The sequence below is a fragment of the Myroides sp. WP-1 genome (genome assembly GCF_014145635.1).
Classification (GTDB): Bacteria; Bacteroidota; Bacteroidia; order Flavobacteriales; family Flavobacteriaceae; genus Flavobacterium.
The window spans coordinates 32,615-48,763 of the sequence record NZ_JACHTC010000006.1 but is presented as its reverse complement, the minus strand read 5'-3'; the positions used below and the strand labels follow the sequence as shown (position 1 = coordinate 48,763).

Sequence of the window (16,149 nt, the reverse complement as noted above, 5' to 3'; positions counted from 1 at the left end):
CTGTAAAGAGCCTATGCGAAAGCAAGATGTACTTACTCCTTCTCAAGGTCCAATCAATCAAATTTTAGTTGTGATTGACGATGATCTTTGGCTGAGTAATGTAGGCGATACGATTCGAAATTATTTAGCTGCTCGTATTGATGGTATTATTCCCGCTGAACCAAAGTTTGATATTGATCAACAATCGCCGCGAATATTTGCCAATACACCTAAAAGCAGAAAAAATATCGTTTACGTTAGCACAAATGCGGAGCAAAATAAGTTTCAGCTTTTTGTTGACCATTATGCACAACCTCAAAATTACTTTTTACTTGAAGGGAAAGACAATTCTAACCTAATTGAAAACTTTAAACAACATAAAGATTCAATTATTAACTGTTTCCACCATCAAGAAATTGAGGATATTCAAACGCGAATTAAGGAAGGACCAATGTATGAAACGGTGTATTTACACGATCATTACAATATTGATATAGATTTACCAGCTTCGTACAAGCGCGTTTTAGTAAAGGATAATTTCGTTTGGTATAAGAAAGAAATTGCTTCTGGAAATAGCAATATTTTGGTTTATAGCTTGCCTTTTAGCGTGGTCAAACCTTTTACTAAAAAGATCGAATTTATTCAGGATATGGATTATTTAAGAGATTCAGTTGTCGGAAAATTTATTCACGGCTCAGAACCTGATACTTTCATGAATATGAGTGTTGATTTCGAACCATTTAATCGAACCATTTATTTAAAAGGACAAGAAATTACTGAGGTTAAAGGAACTTGGGATATGGAAAATAGTTTTATGGGTGGTCCTTATTTGTCCTACATCATCAAAAAAGAAAACTACTACCTCGTTTTGGAGGGGTTTTCGTATAATCCGTCTATGAGTAAGCGCAATGTGATGCTCGAATTAGAAGCGATAATGCGAACAGTAAAAGTATATAAATAAAAGAGCGGGTCATTTGACCCGCTCTTTTATTTTTTAAAGCTCAATCAAGCGTTTTGCACGATTGTATTATATAATCAGAATAAAGTTAGCGCTTTACTTTAAAAAGGGCTTAAATCGTCTTATTATCCTCTTCTGAAGGTGTTGCTTGGTATTGTTTGACAAATTTTTCAAATAAACTTTTCATTTTGTGTTCTACTTCCTGATAGTTTAAACGATCCTTGGTTTGATAAAACAACATCATCGCAAATTTTTGATCTAATTGATCAAGAATGATTGACTTGTTTTTTCGGTAATTTTCTCGAAGTAATCGCTTGTAATAGTTGCGATCTACGGCCTTTTTAAAGTGGCGTTTAGATACGGATACTCCTGTTTGTAAAGGAGGGGCTTGTTCGTCGTTAACTTCAATATAAACCAAGCGAAGAGGATATTTACTAACAGATTTACCTGTTATAAATAATTCATCTATAAGCCTTTTGGCTTTTAGTTTTTCTTCTTTTGGATAAGTTTCGTTTTGTTTTGTCATAGATGATGCAAAGGTAGAAAAGGAAAACGATATGTATAAAAGAAAAGTCCTAGAATATTCTAGGACTTTTCTTTTATTTTTTTGAAGTTGAATAAACCGCTTGCGGTACATCAATTAGCACAGACTAATTGTGATAAATGTTGTTTTCTTGATTGACATCGGCCATAAATTGACTTGGGTCGATAAGAATGGTTTTTATAGTACTTTTCGGTTTATTGATAATGAATTTGTACTCTGGCTGTGCCCATCCCCATCCTTCTAAAACTGTGCGTTCATACTCAATGTATTGATTGGGTTTACTCCAAAGCATGGCTGTATAAGGAATGTAGAATGTTTCCATTGAACCATCCTGATATGTTACTAAAATATCCAAAGGCATTCCTGCACGTCCAATGCGTTTTAACGTAACTAAGGATTGATTTTTCTGAATTTCTTCCACAAACAAAATACCGTAATCAACGGTGTTATTTGTCATGGTCCAATCAGTCATATACCAATCTAAATTCGCTCCTGTAATGCGTTCTGCGGTGCGTTTAAAATCATTTGGCGTTGGATGCGTAAATTTATATTGACTATAGAATTCTCGAAGTGTTGTCATCATGTTATTCCAACCAATGATATAAGCTAACTGCGTTAAGAAAATAGAACCACGGCTATAAGCAGAAATGGAGTAAGCTCTATTGGTTAAATAGTGATCGGAATGTGTTGTCAAGGGTTCTTGAATGTTGCGTGCAATCATGTTGTAATAGCTTTTGTAGGTTGACGCAAACGGATTTTCATCTTCTAAATTTTCTTTTGGAAGAATTTGTAAAAGCGCTAAGTCTGAAATAAAGGTTGTAAATCCTTCATCCATCCATTCGTGTTTAGTTTCATTTGTCGCAAGTGCATGTTGAAACCAGCTATGTGCTAGTTCATGCGCTGTTACGCCTACTAAACTAGCAAAGTTTCGCTCGCCTGTAATTAGAGTACACATGGAATATTCCATTCCTCCATCGCCACCTTGAATTACTGCATATTGAGAGTAGGGATATTCTCCTACATTCTTATTGAAGAAATCCATTAATTGAGCAGTAATTGGCTGTAGTTTTTTCCAATTTTCGATAATGGCAGGATTGTTTTTGTACAAGAAGTGCAATTTAACGCCATTCGGACCTTCGTAAATGTCGTGTAGATAGTTTGGATCAGCTGCCCAAGTAAAATCCAATACATTTTCAGCTTTGAAGTGCCATGTCAATGTTTTGCCTTTTGCAGGCGTCACTTTTACTCCTTTATCTTCATAACCAAAACCGATTTCATTGTTGTTTTGCAGTACTCCTGTTCCACCAACAATATAGTCTTTATCTAGTGTTATTTTAACATCGTAATTGCTCCAAACACTGTGAAATTCTCTTCCTAAGTATTGTTCTGTATGCCAGCCTTCGAAGTCGTATTCTGCTAGCTTTGGAAACCATTGCGCCATTGATAAAGCCACTCCTTCTTTGCTATTTCTACCTGCTCTTCGAATCATTTGAGGAACTTGGCCTTCAAAAGTCATATCCAATACGGTTGTTTGTTTGGGAGCTAAAGGAGTTCGCAATGTTACCTCTAAGACCGTTCCAACAACGGTGCTTTCTATAGGAGCTCCATCTTGAGCTAGTTTTTTAACCTTTACGAATCCTATTTCATTTTCTTTTAGCTTGTTGATTCTACTTTCATAGATTTTTCTTCCTCTAATTTCTTTGGTGTCAACCATACGAGGATCTGGATCTGGAATACTCATAAGTAAAGCATCCATATCGCTATTGGGTTGAAACGCATTGAAATACAAATGATAGAAAACTTTGCGTAAAGTATCAGGAGAATTATTGGTATATGCGACAGCTTGTGTACCAGTATACGTGAATTTTTTCACGTCCATTTTCACGTCCATGCTGTAGTCAGCATGTTGTTGCCAATACCCTGGATTGGGGTTCTGCTGTGCGTTTGCTTGTGGTATGAAAGGCAAACACAAAAAGAGAGCTACAATTAATTTTTTCATGTCTCAATTTAAATTAAAACTCCACAATAAAGTAATACTTTGTTGTGGAGTATAGGATCTTTTTCTTTGTGTATAAAAAAGTTTACTTTTTTGCTTTTGCTAATGTTTCTGCTAAAATCAAAGCATTGTATACGTTAACAAATTTTCCGGAAGTTGAAATTGAATTGAAATTTCTCACTTCTCTTTTTTCTCCAACGATGACGTTTATATTTACAGGTACACCTGAATCCATGATGATTTTTTTCACTTCAGCAGCTGTAAATTGTGGATAGTATGCGCGTATTAATGCAGCAACTCCAGCCACGTTTGGCGATGCCATAGACGTTCCTTGTAAATATTCATATGAATTGTGTGGCGTTGTAGCGTAGATTTTCACTCCAGGAGCAAAAACGTCTACATCATAATGACCGTAATTTGAGAAAGTAGCAACCATATTCTCTCCAAATTTTGGATTTAAAGCTCCTACAACTAAGAAATTACTAGCTACTTCAGGTCCCATTTTTACGTTGTCATTTGGATAACGTTCTACACCACCTTCGATGTTTAAATCCATAGCGTCATTTCCTGCAGCCACCACGATTAATACATCTTTTGATTCTGCATATTGGATTGCATCACGTACCCATTGGCTGTTTTCTTCAAAGTATTTTCCGAAACTACCATTGATTACTTTAGCTCCATTATCTGCTGCATAGCGAATTGCCAATGCAATGTCTTTATCGTATTCATCTCCATCAGGAACAGCACGTAATGCCATAATTTCAGCAACTTCCGATGCAACACCGTCACCTCCTAAATTGTTGTGTCTTGTTTGTGCAATAATTCCAGAAACGTGTGTTCCGTGTTTTGCTTCATCGCGATCAGGACCAATTACGTTGTTGTCTCCATATACGCGATCGTTAATATTAGTATGGTCATCTCCTACAAGTTCACGACCGTTAAAATCAACATTTAAGTGGTATTTTAATTTGCTATCTCCGTAGTTTTTATACGTTTCTAACCAAGATAGTTCACGACCATTATTTAAAATGTTTGAGATGACTTTTTTAGAGTGTAAGATTTCTTCAGAGGCATCGTCTCCAATGGTATTTAAATCCTCTATTGTATAGTCTTTTTTCCCTAAGAAAGTAGCCAATCTCTCGTTAGCGCGCATTAACATATCCGCTCTAACTTGGATTTCTTTTGCTTCTTGGATTTCTTTTGCTAGCTCTTTTACAGCTCTATTGTATTGCTCAGATCCATCGTTTCCTCTTCTCACTACACGAACCATTTCAACGTTTTCATGTACTGATTTTCCTAAGAAATTCCATCCGTGGATGTCGTCGATATACCCGTTGTTGTCATCGTCAATGTTGTTACCAGCGATTTCTTTTGGATTGGTCCAAACTTGTTTTTTTAAATCATCATGGTCAATCTCAATTCCAGAGTCAATTACTCCTACAACTACTTTTTTAGGAAGTGGTTTTCCTTTTAATAATTCTTCATAAGCACGATCAACAGACATTCCAGGAACTGTATCTCTAAGGATATCTAAGTGACTCCATCTCTTCAATTGTTCTTCTGACAACGGACTTGTTCTCGTTGGTAATTGATCTACTGTTGAGATTGGGGTTTGTATAATAGCTTTTGAGCCTCCGCAGCTAGTTAAAGCAAATGCCAAAGCAGCTGAAAGATAAATAGGTTTAATCAAACGCATTGTTCTTTGTTTTAAATTTCGTTTAAGACCGATAAAAATAGTATATAATTGATTGAAAACGTTCAGCTTAACATTAAATTAAGATATCTGCTACTTTATGTGTTTCATTTAATCTCACTCCTTTTTCGGTATGTTGTACTGTAATTATTTCGTTATGAGCATCATGTTCTAAGAAGAGTAACCAGTTTTCATCTGCAGCCATTTTTAAAAATTTTTCTTTTTCACTTAAGGTTAACAAAGGACGTGTATCGTATCCCATGACATAAGGCAAGGGAATATGTCCTGCAGTTGGCAACAAATCGGCAGTAAAGGCAAGCTTGCGTCCTTTGTAGTCTAGAATGGGGATCATCTGTTTATCCGTGTGTCCATCCGCAAAGAAAATTGAAAAACCTAATTCACTGTTCGCCATAAAATCAGTTTGTTCTCTTGCTATAAATTGAAGTGCTCCACTTTCTTGAATGGGAAGTATATTTTCAGGTAAGAAAGAAGCTTTTTCTCTTGGGTTGGGGTTTATCGCCCAATTCCAATGCTCTTGGTTGGACCAATAATGGGCATTTTTAAAGGCGTTGACATAACCACTTCGCTCTGTATTCCAGTTTACAGCTCCCCCCACGTGATCAAAGTGTAAGTGAGTTAAAAATACATCCGTAATATCGTCTGGATGAAAACCGTGTTTGGCTAGTGATTTTTCTAAGGTATGTTCGCCCCAAAGGGAATAATAACCGAAAAATTTATCCGATTGCTTGTTCCCCATTCCCGTGTCGAGTAAGAGAAGGCGATTACCATCTTCAATAAGTAATAAACGAGCCCCTAAATCAATTTGATTGTTCGAGTCTGCTGGGTTGGTTTTATTCCAAATCGCCTTGGGAACTACCCCAAACATCGCTCCACCATCTAGTTTAAAGTTACCACTTTCGATACTGTATAATTTCATTCTCTTTCTTTATTTATTGTGATTGATGCAAAGTAAGAAAATTATAGCGAATTGGAAAGAAGAGAGAGGAAAGAGGAAAGAGGAAAGAGGAAATCGAAACGCAGTGAAGATTCATCGAACACAAAAAAGAATAAAATCCGAGAGATAAAGAGGAAAGAGGAAATCGAAACGCAGTGAAGATTCATCGAACACAAAAAAGAATAAAATCCGTGAGATAAAGAGGAAAGAGGAAAGAAGAGAGAGGAAAGAGGAAATCGAAACGAAGTGATTCGCCAATCAACAAACACCTCCCAAAAATCACTTTCCTTGGATTTGTTCAATCCTTTCTTTTATTTGTGCCTTATTTATCAAAAAATAGATACGAAATTTGTAACGAAAGCTTTTTAAATAGAAAAAGAATTTATTTACCGTATTAAACCGATTTGGAATTGGTAGTGAATTAGGTAATCTACTGCTTAATAACTAATTAAAAATGATTTAAAACAATAGATTTTATCGATTTTAGTATTAAAACTTCTAATCGTTATAAATATGTTAGTTAGTGTTAGAAACCATTTTTTTATAATACCTTTGTCAATCGGTATAGAATTAATCTATTTTAAGCAAAACGTATGATAAAAGTTTCAGATATAGCAAGTAAGCGTGTAGCTCTTTTAATGGAGGACGAAGGTTTCGATTCTACCATAGACTATGTTCGCGTAGGGGTTGAAAGCGGAGGATGTTCCGGCTTATCGTACCAATTGAAATTTGACCACGGAATCTCAGAAGATGACAAAGTTTTCGAAGATAATGGGGTTAAAATTGCTGTGGATAAAAAAAGCTTTTTGTATTTAGTAGGAACGACTCTTGAGTATTCAGGAGGGTTAAATGGAAAAGGTTTCTACTTTAATAACCCAAATGCAAGTAGAACTTGCGGGTGTGGAGAAAGTTTTTCTTTATAGAACAAAAGGGGAAGGGTTTTCCTTCCCTTTTCACAAAGTAAAGTCTAATGTAGAAGCAGGTAATAATTGCTTTTAAGTACCAATATATGAGCAAGTATACAGAAGAAGATTTAAAAAAAGAATTAGAAGGTAAGGAGTATGAGTATGGATTCTATACAGATATAGAATCAGAAACATTTCCGATTGGATTGAATGAAGACATCATCAGAGCTATTTCTGCTAAGAAAGAAGAACCTGAGTGGATGACAAACTGGCGTTTAGAGGCATTTCGCATTTGGAAAGAGATGACTGAACCGGAATGGGCGAATGTGCATTATGAAAAACCAGATTTTCAAGCAATCTCTTACTATTCAGCACCAAAAAGTAAAGATAAATACAGCAGTTTAGATGAAGTAGATCCAGAATTGTTGGAGACTTTCAATAAATTGGGTATTTCGATTGATGAACAAAAACGTTTGTCTGGCGTTGCAATGGATATTGTTATGGATTCCGTTTCTGTTGCCACTACGTTTAAAGAAACGCTAGCGGAGAAAGGAATCATTTTCTGTTCTATTTCTGAAGCGATTAGAGAATATCCTGAATTAGTTAAAAAATATTTAGGAACAGTTGTGCCGCAAACAGATAATTTCTACGCTGCATTAAATTCAGCTGTTTTTTCTGACGGATCATTCTGTTATATTCCCAAAGGGATTCGTTGCCCAATGGAATTGTCTACCTATTTCCGTATCAATCAGGCGGGAACCGGACAGTTCGAGCGTACTTTAGTAATTGCTGATGAAGGAAGTTATGTTTCTTACTTAGAAGGATGTACAGCACCTTCTCGTGATGAGAATCAATTGCACGCAGCTGTTGTAGAGTTAATTGCATTAGATAATGCAGAGATTAAGTATTCTACGGTACAGAACTGGTATCCTGGAGATAAAGAAGGAAAAGGTGGAGTGTTTAACTTTGTTACTAAACGCGGATTGTGTGAAACAAACGCGAAGATTTCTTGGACTCAGGTAGAAACAGGATCAGCTGTAACATGGAAATATCCATCGTGTGTATTGAAAGGAGATAATTCGGTAGGGGAGTTTTACTCTGTTGCTGTTACCAATAATTTCCAACAAGCGGATACAGGAACAAAAATGATTCACTTAGGTAAGAATACGAAATCGACGATTATATCGAAAGGTATTTCAGCGGGTAAATCTCAAAATAGTTATAGAGGTCTAGTACAAGTAGGTCCACGTGCTGAAAACGCTAGAAACTTTTCTCAATGTGATTCGTTGTTAATGGGTAACGAATGCGGAGCTCATACATTCCCTTACATTGAAGCAAAAAATTCAACAGCTCAGATTGAACACGAGGCAACAACTAGTAAAATTGGAGAAGATCAAATTTTCTATTGTAACCAACGTGGTATTCCTACTGAGAAAGCAATTGCATTGATTGTCAATGGGTTCTCTAAAGAAGTGTTGAACAAGTTGCCAATGGAATTTGCCGTTGAAGCACAAAAATTACTAGAGATTTCATTGGAAGGAAGTGTAGGTTAATCACCCTTCTTCTGATGAAAGTATTCGTATCATTACAAATTTAAAATAACAAACAGTTTATGTTACAGATAAAAAACCTACACGCAAGTGTTGAAAATAAAGAAATATTAAAAGGAATTAATTTAGAAGTAAAAGCGGGTGAAATCCATGCGATTATGGGACCTAATGGTGCTGGTAAGAGTACCTTATCTTCTGTGATTGCTGGAAATGAGGCTTTTGAAGTAACGGAAGGTGAAATGTTATTGGATGGAGAAGAATTGGGTGAATTAGCTCCAGAAGAAAGAGCACACAAAGGTGTGTTTTTATCTTTTCAATATCCAGTGGAAATTCCTGGAGTTTCCGTAACTAATTTCATTAAAACGGCAATCAACGAGGCAAGAAAAGCAAAAGGTGAAGAGGAAATGCCTGCCAATGAAATGTTGAAGAAGATCAAAGAGAAATCAGAATTGCTTGAAATCGATAGAAAATTCTTATCTCGTTCATTGAATGAAGGATTCTCTGGTGGAGAGAAAAAGAGAAATGAAATCTTCCAAATGGCTATGTTAGAGCCGAAAATCGCAATCTTGGATGAAACGGATTCAGGATTAGATATTGACGCTTTACGCATTGTGGCAAATGGTGTAAATAAATTGAAAAGCGAAGACAACGCGGTAATTTTAATTACGCACTATCAACGTTTGTTAGATTATATCGTACCTGATTATGTACACGTTTTATACGATGGAAAAATTGTAAAAACAGGAGGAAAAGAATTAGCCTTAGAACTAGAAGAAAAAGGATACGACTGGATTAAAGAATCGCTATAATCGTTGCGATTTACACAGAATACAGTCATTTTAGTCTAATAGGTAAATAAGGAATATGGAACTTAAAGATAAATTAATAACGTCTTTTGTCGCTTTCGAACAACAATTGAGAGGAGAACACGATTCACTTCACAATATTCGCGTAGAAGGGTTAAAGACATTTGAAGATAAAGGCTTCCCAACAAAAAAAGAAGAAGCGTGGAAATACACTTCTTTGAATTCAATTTTAAAGAATGACTTTTGTGTGGTGCCTAAAAAGGAAGTTGCTGTTGAGTATAAAGATGTAAAACAGTACTTTTTGAGCGATTCTGATACGTATAAATTGGTATTTATCAATGGTATCTTTAGCTCACATTTGTCCTCAACAACACATGATGGACTTGATGTATGTTTGATGTCGTCTGCTTTGACTAAGCCAAAGTACAAGATGATGATTGATACGTATTACAATACAATCACGGATAAAAACGATAGTCTTACCGCTTTAAATACCGCATACGCTGTTGAAGGAGCATTTATCAATGTCCCTAAGAGTAAAGTGGTTTCAAAACCAATTGAAATCATTTATTTGTCAACATCAGGTGAGCAAGCTTTATTGGTTCAACCGCGTAATTTGATCATTGTTGGAGAAAATGCACATGTTCAAATTTTAGAACGCCATCAGAGTTTGGATGAATGCAGTGTATTCACTAACTCGGTTACTGAAATTTTTGGACATAAACGCGCAATCGTAGATTTCTACAAATTACAAAATGATTTGGATACAGGAACTTTGATTGACAACACATTCATCAAACAAAAACAAGAGAGTAGAGTAGCAGTACATACGTTCTCTTTTGGAGGTAAATTGACGCGTAATAACTTGAATTTTTATCAAGATGGAGAGCGCATTGATAGTACGATGAAGGGAATTACTTTGATTGGAGGAAAACAACACGTAGATCACTACACGTTGGTTTCTCATGATAGCCCAAACTGTGAGAGTCACCAAAACTATAAAGGATTGTATGATGACAATTCAGTTGGTGTATTCAACGGTAAGATTTACGTAGATAAAATCGCACAAAAAACAGACGGATTCCAACAAAGCAATAATATTTTATTGAGCGATAAAGCACAGGTATATACAAAACCTCAACTTGAAATTTTCGCTGATGACGTTCGCTGTTCACATGGTTGTACTATTGGTCAATTAGATGAAGAAGCAATGTTTTACATGCGTCAACGTGGTATTCCACAACGCGAAGCTAAGGCTTTGTTAATGTATGCCTTCACAGATGAAGTTATGGAGTCTGTAAAAATCCCTGAATTAAAAGGGAAAGTAGCGAAGTTAATTGCTACAAAATTAGGTGTATCTATGGGATTTGATATTTAAGCGGTATTCGTTTATATAACATATACGATAAAAGGGTAATTAACTGAAAAGTTAATTACCCTTTTTGTTTTTAAATTCTTTTTAAATCGACGAAATAGTGTAGATAAGCTTCTGGTATTTAAAACAATATTTAGTGCCTTAAATCGCATGTAAAAAGCCAGAAAAGAGCGCTAAGCAACACGTACTACCGATAAGATCTTCCAGCAGCACTTATTTGTATGTGTGTAAGTTTTGTTCTACACAATACGTGATTAGTTGAATCTTATTTTTAACTCGGAATTTTTCTGTTAATTTCTTGATGTGTGCTTCTATCGTTCTTCCGCTGAGGTATACTTGTTCACCGATTTCTTTGTTTGTCAATCCTCGACAAGCATGATTAATTATTTGCAACTCTAAAGGCGAAGGGTTGTAAATAGCCCTTTGTTGTGAGTTAAAACGCTCCTCTGTTTCCATTTTAGTTCTTTTCCACTGCGTGATTTGCTCTTGGTGAAAAGAAATATTACCCTTTTGTAATTCGGACAATAAACCGAAAATTAAACTACTGTTTTTCTGACAATAATAGATTTGATCATATTGAGAAAGTAGATGATCTACGTCTTCTTGATAAACTTGTGAATAGGCTATTATAGGGGTACTATTATTTTTATTTCTCAAAATTTTAATGGCTTCTATACCCGTCATAATTGGGGTGAAAACATCAATTAATAGAAAATTATTCTGTTTGAAATATAGTCGATTAATCAGCTCAAAACCATTGGAATAATGGTCAACTATATCGTAGGTACATGTGCGTTGTATATAATCAAATAAGAGATTTTTGAAGTGTAAATCTGACTCACATATGGAAAGGAGAATAGGCATTTTTATTTTTTTGATTAGGATAATGTAAAATTAGTATTATTTTTGAAGCAAATATATTTTTCTCATTAAAAATTTATAATTACTTATTTTATGTCTTTGAAAAATGAAAATATTAATAAAATTTACTTGCATTCTGTTTATTTTGTTGCGAATTTCATATTATTGATGTTAGTATGTTTTTTGGGCGTTTATTTCTTTTTTGAAAGTTCAGATCGACAGTATAAGCAAGTTGAAAGAGACATTTTGCTCTATAAAAATGTACTCAATCAACAGTATGTCTTGAAGAATAAAGTAGATACTCTATACTATCATATGCGTTTACTTAATACGGGTAAAGTGGGGAATGATCACTTCTTAGAACAGTATATTTCTAAAGAAATTGAAGAGATAAAAAATCTAGTTAACAAAGAAAATTCAGATAATTTTAATTGTTATGCTATGTTGCTTACTCAACTAGATAGTATACTGATGTTAAAGACTCAATTGATACAGATTAGCAACAAGGAGAATTTAGCACTGAAGGATCTAAATGAGTGTATGTATCGGTTCAAAAATGTCTACACTGAGTTAATGGAAGATCCTAATCGTAAATAATACATCATGTCACAAAATAAATTTCAAACGCTTTCTCGAGGTGAAAAAATGTATCAGTTTCTCTATTTATTAGGGATGTTAGTTCTTTCTCAAGCATTGCTTGGGGTAATTTGTTTGAGGAACTATCGTTCTCCTTTTTCACAATCGGCTTTATTGGATAGTCAGTTATTAGAGCAAAATAACAAGTTTAACAAGCAGCAAAAACTTGTCGAACCCTTAGTAGAATCAGCTTTTCATAAAATCAATATACTCAATGATACAAGTCCACAACCACAGGTGGAAAATGACGTGATAACGAGTATCAATGCAGTTGCCAATTCTTTTGCGAATACAGCAATTTACGATCCGCGTAAAGAGGCCTACATGCAAATTAGCTACTTCTATCAAATGTTTTTTGAAGACAAGAAAATTGCCGCAAAAAAGACAGAAAATACACTGCAATTTTCCAAGCAGTTTGAGGAATGCTCGATTGGGTTTAAGGATAAAGAGCAGCAATTGAATCAGCGCAAAAATATGCAATCACCTAGGTAGAAAAGATGAAGTACGAAAGAAAAAATAGCGATAGAATTATTCTTTTTCTCGGTGTCATACTATTAGCAATTTTTTTTGGAATCTACTTTTTTCAAAAGAAGTTCTATTACTATGTGTCGGGGGTTGATATCTCGGTGTACCCTTCAGTATTACAAGTTGGAGATACTTTGTGTTTTCGGGAAAATACACCTACAAATGCAGTGAAAAAATGGACGTTTGGCGATGGCAATTTTTCATTGGCTAGTCAAGGGTATCATCAGTATAAAAAACCAGGATTTTACCAAGTAACTTATACCGTCAATGACGAGTATACACAGCATTATTCTGTTGAAGTAAAACAAAACAACAAGGTGGATTATGGCGACTATTTTACTGAGATCGATGCACCTTCAGAAGCAATGCAGTTCGAAAATATCGTTTTTCGTGCGGTAACTGAAAAGGCCACTATGTTTAGTTGGAAGTTTGGCGAGTCAGGTAGTATCGATGCAAAAGACCCTTTCGTTATCTATGAATATAAAGAAGCTGGAGATTATGAAGTTTTTCTCTACACCGATGAAACGGCTTATCCTGTGATTCATAAGATTAGAATTCTCCCCTCATTCAAAAATTTAGTTGATGAATTGAATGTAGATGATACTTATAAAGCTGTAGACCTAGATTTTAAAGAACGCTTGCAGAAAATTGCTCTTGGAGAAGATTTTAATGGGCACTACAATTATTTGGTGAATAAATATTTATGTAGAAATGAAAATGCTCCTGTTACTGTGAATACAGATAAGCGTAATTCTTTCTACTACTACTGTATGGGGTTGAGATTTGATCGCAAAGCAGTTATTCAATCAGTTAAAGTAGGCTTTGATGAACAGCTAAAGTGTGTTAGTAAGGTTGCTATTGTTCAAAATTAGTAAATAAACATGATAGAGAATAGTAAATACAGATTATGGGGAGGGATTCTTCTCTTGGGAACTTCTCTTTGGGGGTGTGGTATAAAGAAAGTAACGGTTCAGAAGACACCTAAAATAAGTGTGGTTTATACGGATAATATACAGGGTTTCCTTTCTGGTCATCCCGCTTATGCAAAGCCTTGGATTGTTTTTTCTGCTCAGAATGACATGCCTGTTTATGCTTCTTCTAAAGCGGTTTCAGCAGATAAAAAAAGTCAGTTTTTAGAGCCTTTAGTCGTCTTAAAGAAAAAAGATGGACGATTAAAAATAGCGAAATACGAAACAGGGAGTATTGTTGATTATAAGCTAGATAAAGAACTCGCTCAACCCATAGGATGGATCAACGAAAAAGATGTTTTGTTATGGACAGCATCACTTTCGAATGAATACAATGGTTTCAGTATAAAAGGGGTCTTGGGCATACACGATAAATCAGTTATTGCAGACAGTGAAAGGTTTATCGAAAACGATTCGATTTTGGTGTATACAGATCCCAGTCTTCTTCATAAAACAGCTTTTAAATTGCCCATGAGTTCCATCGTTTACCTTTACAAGTATACGGCCGATAAGAAAAGAGTTCTCATAGGAGGTCAATCGAGAATTGAAGTGGATAATCCTGAGAGTAAGCCATATGGCTGGATAGATACTCGTATGTTGGGTATTTGGGGGGAACGAACAGCCTTGCGAATGAAATCCACTGCTGAGATTAATGCTCCACAAATTGGAGTTGAAACACAAGGACAACTCCCAGGGTTTTTTACTCCCATTAGTTCTTCTTCCCGAATAGATAAACAGGATATAGGATCTATTTTTCCTTTGTTTTACCATAAAAAAACGGATCACTTTGATCTTCGCTATTTTGATCATCAGCTGGATTACAGTGAAAATCTAGTGTACAACGTAACTGGAAAACCGCTCACACAACCTGTTTATCAATCCATTGTTAAGAATAATAAGAAGTTGAATTTAATTTTTATCGTGGATGGATCAAACGAGAGCAAAGCACATTTGCCGTTGCTAAAAGCAATGTTTCAAGGAATAAATCCGCCTACCTATTTTGATGAAGTAACTTATTCTACACTCTTTTATCGCGTCAATAAGGTCAATAAGTCCTTCTATGACCAGTATAGATGTGATTTTGATGCTTGGAACAAGACTTTTTCAGATCCTTTACAAATGCATGCTTCAGCAGAACCTCTTGTCAGTTTAGTCGATTGTATGGAAGATGTGAGCCAACTTTTAGATTGTAAGTACAACAATCTTATCGTGATTCTAGGACAAGACATCAGTACCCAAGATCAAGAACAAAAAACAGAGATAATACAGCAAATAGTAGCGGCTCATGGGCGGTTGATTTTTTATCAGGTTAACGCTAATTATAATGATAGATACAATGATTTTGTGCTATTTGGAGAAGAGATTATCAAAGCGTCTGCGGATCAATTAGTACCTTATAAAAAACAGCGTCTGATTTTCAATCAAGATGTAGTGGAAGGAAATTCATTTGATTTATCTCAAGGTGATCAAGGACTGTATCAATTGGAGTATCCCAAGCAAAGTATGCATCAAGGGGCTGTTATTTTTCCGAAAAAAGGCGAGGAGAATAAACCTTTACTTCTGCAAACTACCTTTGAAAGAATGATGCATGATATCGCTTTAGATAATCAAAAAATCGACAGTACGCTAACAGCAGCATTTCAAAGTAGATTAGGTGTAGGACGCACGAAAATTAAATCTGCTTATCTCCCCTTGTTTCAGCAAGAGCAAACCTATGTTCCCACAAATCTCGCTCAGCAGTTGGTGAATTATCCATACACTTTTTTACATCCTGGTATACTCAAAAAAGAAGAAATTGAAGACTATGACCAGTTGGAATATGGCGTGCTTTTAAATGAAGAAGAGGTTGAACAATTGCGCAATTACTATATCAGTGTGTATGACCATGTATTTAAAACTAAGAATTTGAGTAATAAGAATATGATTCGAAACTATGTTAAAGCGACTAGAGAGAATCTACTTCCTCCTATCAAATTACCTAAAACGTTTTTATATAATAACCCGTTGTTTATCAGTTTTTTTCAAAAAACAGGATTGTATCAAACAACAATTGATTCACTATCCCATTTACCCTTAAAGAGTTGGAAAAAAGAAAGGGTTATGAACCAAAAAATATTGAAAGACTTTTTTATAAATTTTAAAATAAAGGCAGAAAAAATCAACGAACACAAAGGAGATCAAAACGTTCACTTGCAACAACATCAATCGAGTTTCTATTGGTTTAATCAGGCTTTTATTCCTGCTTTAGATTTTAGTAGCAAGAAAACACAAGAACAATCCTTTGATGGTTTTCCGATAGAATTAGAAAAAACGGAAATTCAAGATATTAGAAGTGAAAGTAGCGCAAAACACGCAAGAGAATATCTTGAACGAGTTAAAAGAGGAATGCCCTAAA

The 16,149-nt window shown here is 35.1% G+C and carries 14 protein-coding genes; 9 read left to right on the top strand and 5 right to left on the bottom strand.

Annotated features, from left to right (window positions below):
* The first annotated feature begins 13 nt into the window (after positions 1–13).
* A complete protein-coding gene (locus H4K33_RS07865) occupies positions 14–940 on the top strand; it encodes a DUF4837 family protein (protein ID WP_182647911.1) in 927 nt (308 codons plus the stop codon).
* Between the two features lie 109 nt (positions 941–1,049).
* On the opposite strand, the gene rnpA is transcribed toward H4K33_RS07865, so the two are convergent.
* The 4 genes from rnpA to H4K33_RS07845 form a co-directional block, all read right to left on the bottom strand.
* A complete protein-coding gene (gene rnpA / locus H4K33_RS07860) occupies positions 1,050–1,463 on the bottom strand; it encodes a ribonuclease P protein component (protein ID WP_182647910.1) in 414 nt (137 codons plus the stop codon).
* A gap of 124 nt (positions 1,464–1,587) precedes the next feature.
* Positions 1,588–3,480: a M1 family metallopeptidase gene (locus H4K33_RS07855; protein ID WP_182647909.1), complete on the bottom strand. Its 1,893-nt coding sequence runs from the start codon at positions 3,478–3,480 to the stop codon at positions 1,588–1,590.
* An 82-nt stretch (positions 3,481–3,562) separates the two neighbouring features.
* Complete coding sequence (locus H4K33_RS07850; RefSeq protein ID WP_182647908.1) at positions 3,563–5,176, bottom strand: S8 family peptidase; 1,614 nt, start codon at positions 5,174–5,176, stop codon at positions 3,563–3,565.
* 73 nt (positions 5,177–5,249) lie between these two features.
* Positions 5,250–6,110 carry an MBL fold metallo-hydrolase gene (locus H4K33_RS07845; RefSeq protein WP_182647907.1) on the bottom strand — a complete coding sequence of 287 codons (861 nt, stop codon included), beginning with the start codon at positions 6,108–6,110 and terminating at the stop codon, positions 5,250–5,252.
* Positions 6,111–6,721: 611 nt separating this feature from the next.
* Between H4K33_RS07845 and H4K33_RS07840 the strand changes: the two genes are divergently transcribed.
* From H4K33_RS07840 to sufD, 4 genes are all read left to right on the top strand, one after another.
* A complete protein-coding gene (locus tag H4K33_RS07840) occupies positions 6,722–7,051 on the top strand; it encodes an iron-sulfur cluster assembly accessory protein (protein ID WP_182647906.1) in 330 nt (109 codons plus the stop codon).
* Positions 7,052–7,137: 86 nt separating this feature from the next.
* Positions 7,138–8,586 carry a Fe-S cluster assembly protein SufB gene (gene sufB / locus H4K33_RS07835; protein WP_182647905.1) on the top strand — a complete coding sequence of 483 codons (1,449 nt, stop codon included), beginning with the start codon at positions 7,138–7,140 and terminating at the stop codon, positions 8,584–8,586.
* A gap of 59 nt (positions 8,587–8,645) precedes the next feature.
* Positions 8,646–9,392 (top strand): Fe-S cluster assembly ATPase SufC, encoded by a 747-nt coding sequence (gene sufC / locus H4K33_RS07830; RefSeq protein ID WP_182647904.1) that lies wholly within the window; start codon positions 8,646–8,648, stop codon positions 9,390–9,392.
* 55 nt (positions 9,393–9,447) lie between these two features.
* On the top strand, positions 9,448–10,767 hold the full coding sequence (sufD, locus tag H4K33_RS07825) for a Fe-S cluster assembly protein SufD (protein ID WP_182647903.1): 1,320 nt from the start codon (positions 9,448–9,450) through the stop codon (positions 10,765–10,767).
* Positions 10,768–10,977: 210 nt separating this feature from the next.
* Here the strand turns inward: sufD and H4K33_RS07820 are convergent, their stop codons facing one another.
* Positions 10,978–11,628, bottom strand: a complete 651-nt coding sequence (locus H4K33_RS07820; protein ID WP_182647902.1) for a response regulator transcription factor — start codon at positions 11,626–11,628, stop codon at positions 10,978–10,980.
* Positions 11,629–11,718: 90 nt separating this feature from the next.
* Between H4K33_RS07820 and tssO the strand changes: the two genes are divergently transcribed.
* From tssO to tssR, 4 genes are read left to right on the top strand one after another with little or no spacing between them, the layout of a single operon-like run.
* The gene (gene tssO, locus H4K33_RS07815) at positions 11,719–12,222 is read left to right on the top strand and encodes a type VI secretion system TssO (RefSeq protein WP_182647901.1); all 504 of its coding nucleotides are present in this window, start codon (positions 11,719–11,721) and stop codon (positions 12,220–12,222) included.
* A 6-nt stretch (positions 12,223–12,228) separates the two neighbouring features.
* Entirely contained in the window at positions 12,229–12,753 is a 525-nt protein-coding gene (locus H4K33_RS07810; protein ID WP_182647900.1) for a type VI secretion system transmembrane protein TssO, read from the top strand.
* Between the two features lie 5 nt (positions 12,754–12,758).
* Positions 12,759–13,658 carry a PKD domain-containing protein gene (locus H4K33_RS07805; protein ID WP_182647899.1) on the top strand — a complete coding sequence of 300 codons (900 nt, stop codon included), beginning with the start codon at positions 12,759–12,761 and terminating at the stop codon, positions 13,656–13,658.
* 9 nt (positions 13,659–13,667) lie between these two features.
* Positions 13,668–16,148 carry a type VI secretion system protein TssR gene (gene tssR / locus H4K33_RS07800; protein ID WP_182647898.1) on the top strand — a complete coding sequence of 827 codons (2,481 nt, stop codon included), beginning with the start codon at positions 13,668–13,670 and terminating at the stop codon, positions 16,146–16,148.
* Position 16,149 lies beyond the last annotated feature (1 nt).

What these genes read in the sequence shown, in the direction of transcription:
- H4K33_RS07865 (WP_182647911.1), top strand. Translation starts at nt 14, where the DNA reads ATGCGAAAGCAAGATGTACTTACTCCTTCTCAAGGTCCAATCAATCAA.
- rnpA (WP_182647910.1), bottom strand. Translation starts at nt 1,463, where the DNA reads ATGACAAAACAAAACGAAACTTATCCAAAAGAAGAAAAACTAAAAGCC.
- H4K33_RS07855 (WP_182647909.1), bottom strand. Translation starts at nt 3,480, where the DNA reads ATGAAAAAATTAATTGTAGCTCTCTTTTTGTGTTTGCCTTTCATACCA.
- H4K33_RS07850 (WP_182647908.1), bottom strand. Translation starts at nt 5,176, where the DNA reads ATGCGTTTGATTAAACCTATTTATCTTTCAGCTGCTTTGGCATTTGCT.
- H4K33_RS07845 (WP_182647907.1), bottom strand. Translation starts at nt 6,110, where the DNA reads ATGAAATTATACAGTATCGAAAGTGGTAACTTTAAACTAGATGGTGGA.
- H4K33_RS07840 (WP_182647906.1), top strand. Translation starts at nt 6,722, where the DNA reads ATGATAAAAGTTTCAGATATAGCAAGTAAGCGTGTAGCTCTTTTAATG.
- sufB (WP_182647905.1), top strand. Translation starts at nt 7,138, where the DNA reads ATGAGCAAGTATACAGAAGAAGATTTAAAAAAAGAATTAGAAGGTAAG.
- sufC (WP_182647904.1), top strand. Translation starts at nt 8,646, where the DNA reads ATGTTACAGATAAAAAACCTACACGCAAGTGTTGAAAATAAAGAAATA.
- sufD (WP_182647903.1), top strand. Translation starts at nt 9,448, where the DNA reads ATGGAACTTAAAGATAAATTAATAACGTCTTTTGTCGCTTTCGAACAA.
- H4K33_RS07820 (WP_182647902.1), bottom strand. Translation starts at nt 11,628, where the DNA reads ATGCCTATTCTCCTTTCCATATGTGAGTCAGATTTACACTTCAAAAAT.
- tssO (WP_182647901.1), top strand. Translation starts at nt 11,719, where the DNA reads ATGTCTTTGAAAAATGAAAATATTAATAAAATTTACTTGCATTCTGTT.
- H4K33_RS07810 (WP_182647900.1), top strand. Translation starts at nt 12,229, where the DNA reads ATGTCACAAAATAAATTTCAAACGCTTTCTCGAGGTGAAAAAATGTAT.
- H4K33_RS07805 (WP_182647899.1), top strand. Translation starts at nt 12,759, where the DNA reads ATGAAGTACGAAAGAAAAAATAGCGATAGAATTATTCTTTTTCTCGGT.
- tssR (WP_182647898.1), top strand. Translation starts at nt 13,668, where the DNA reads ATGATAGAGAATAGTAAATACAGATTATGGGGAGGGATTCTTCTCTTG.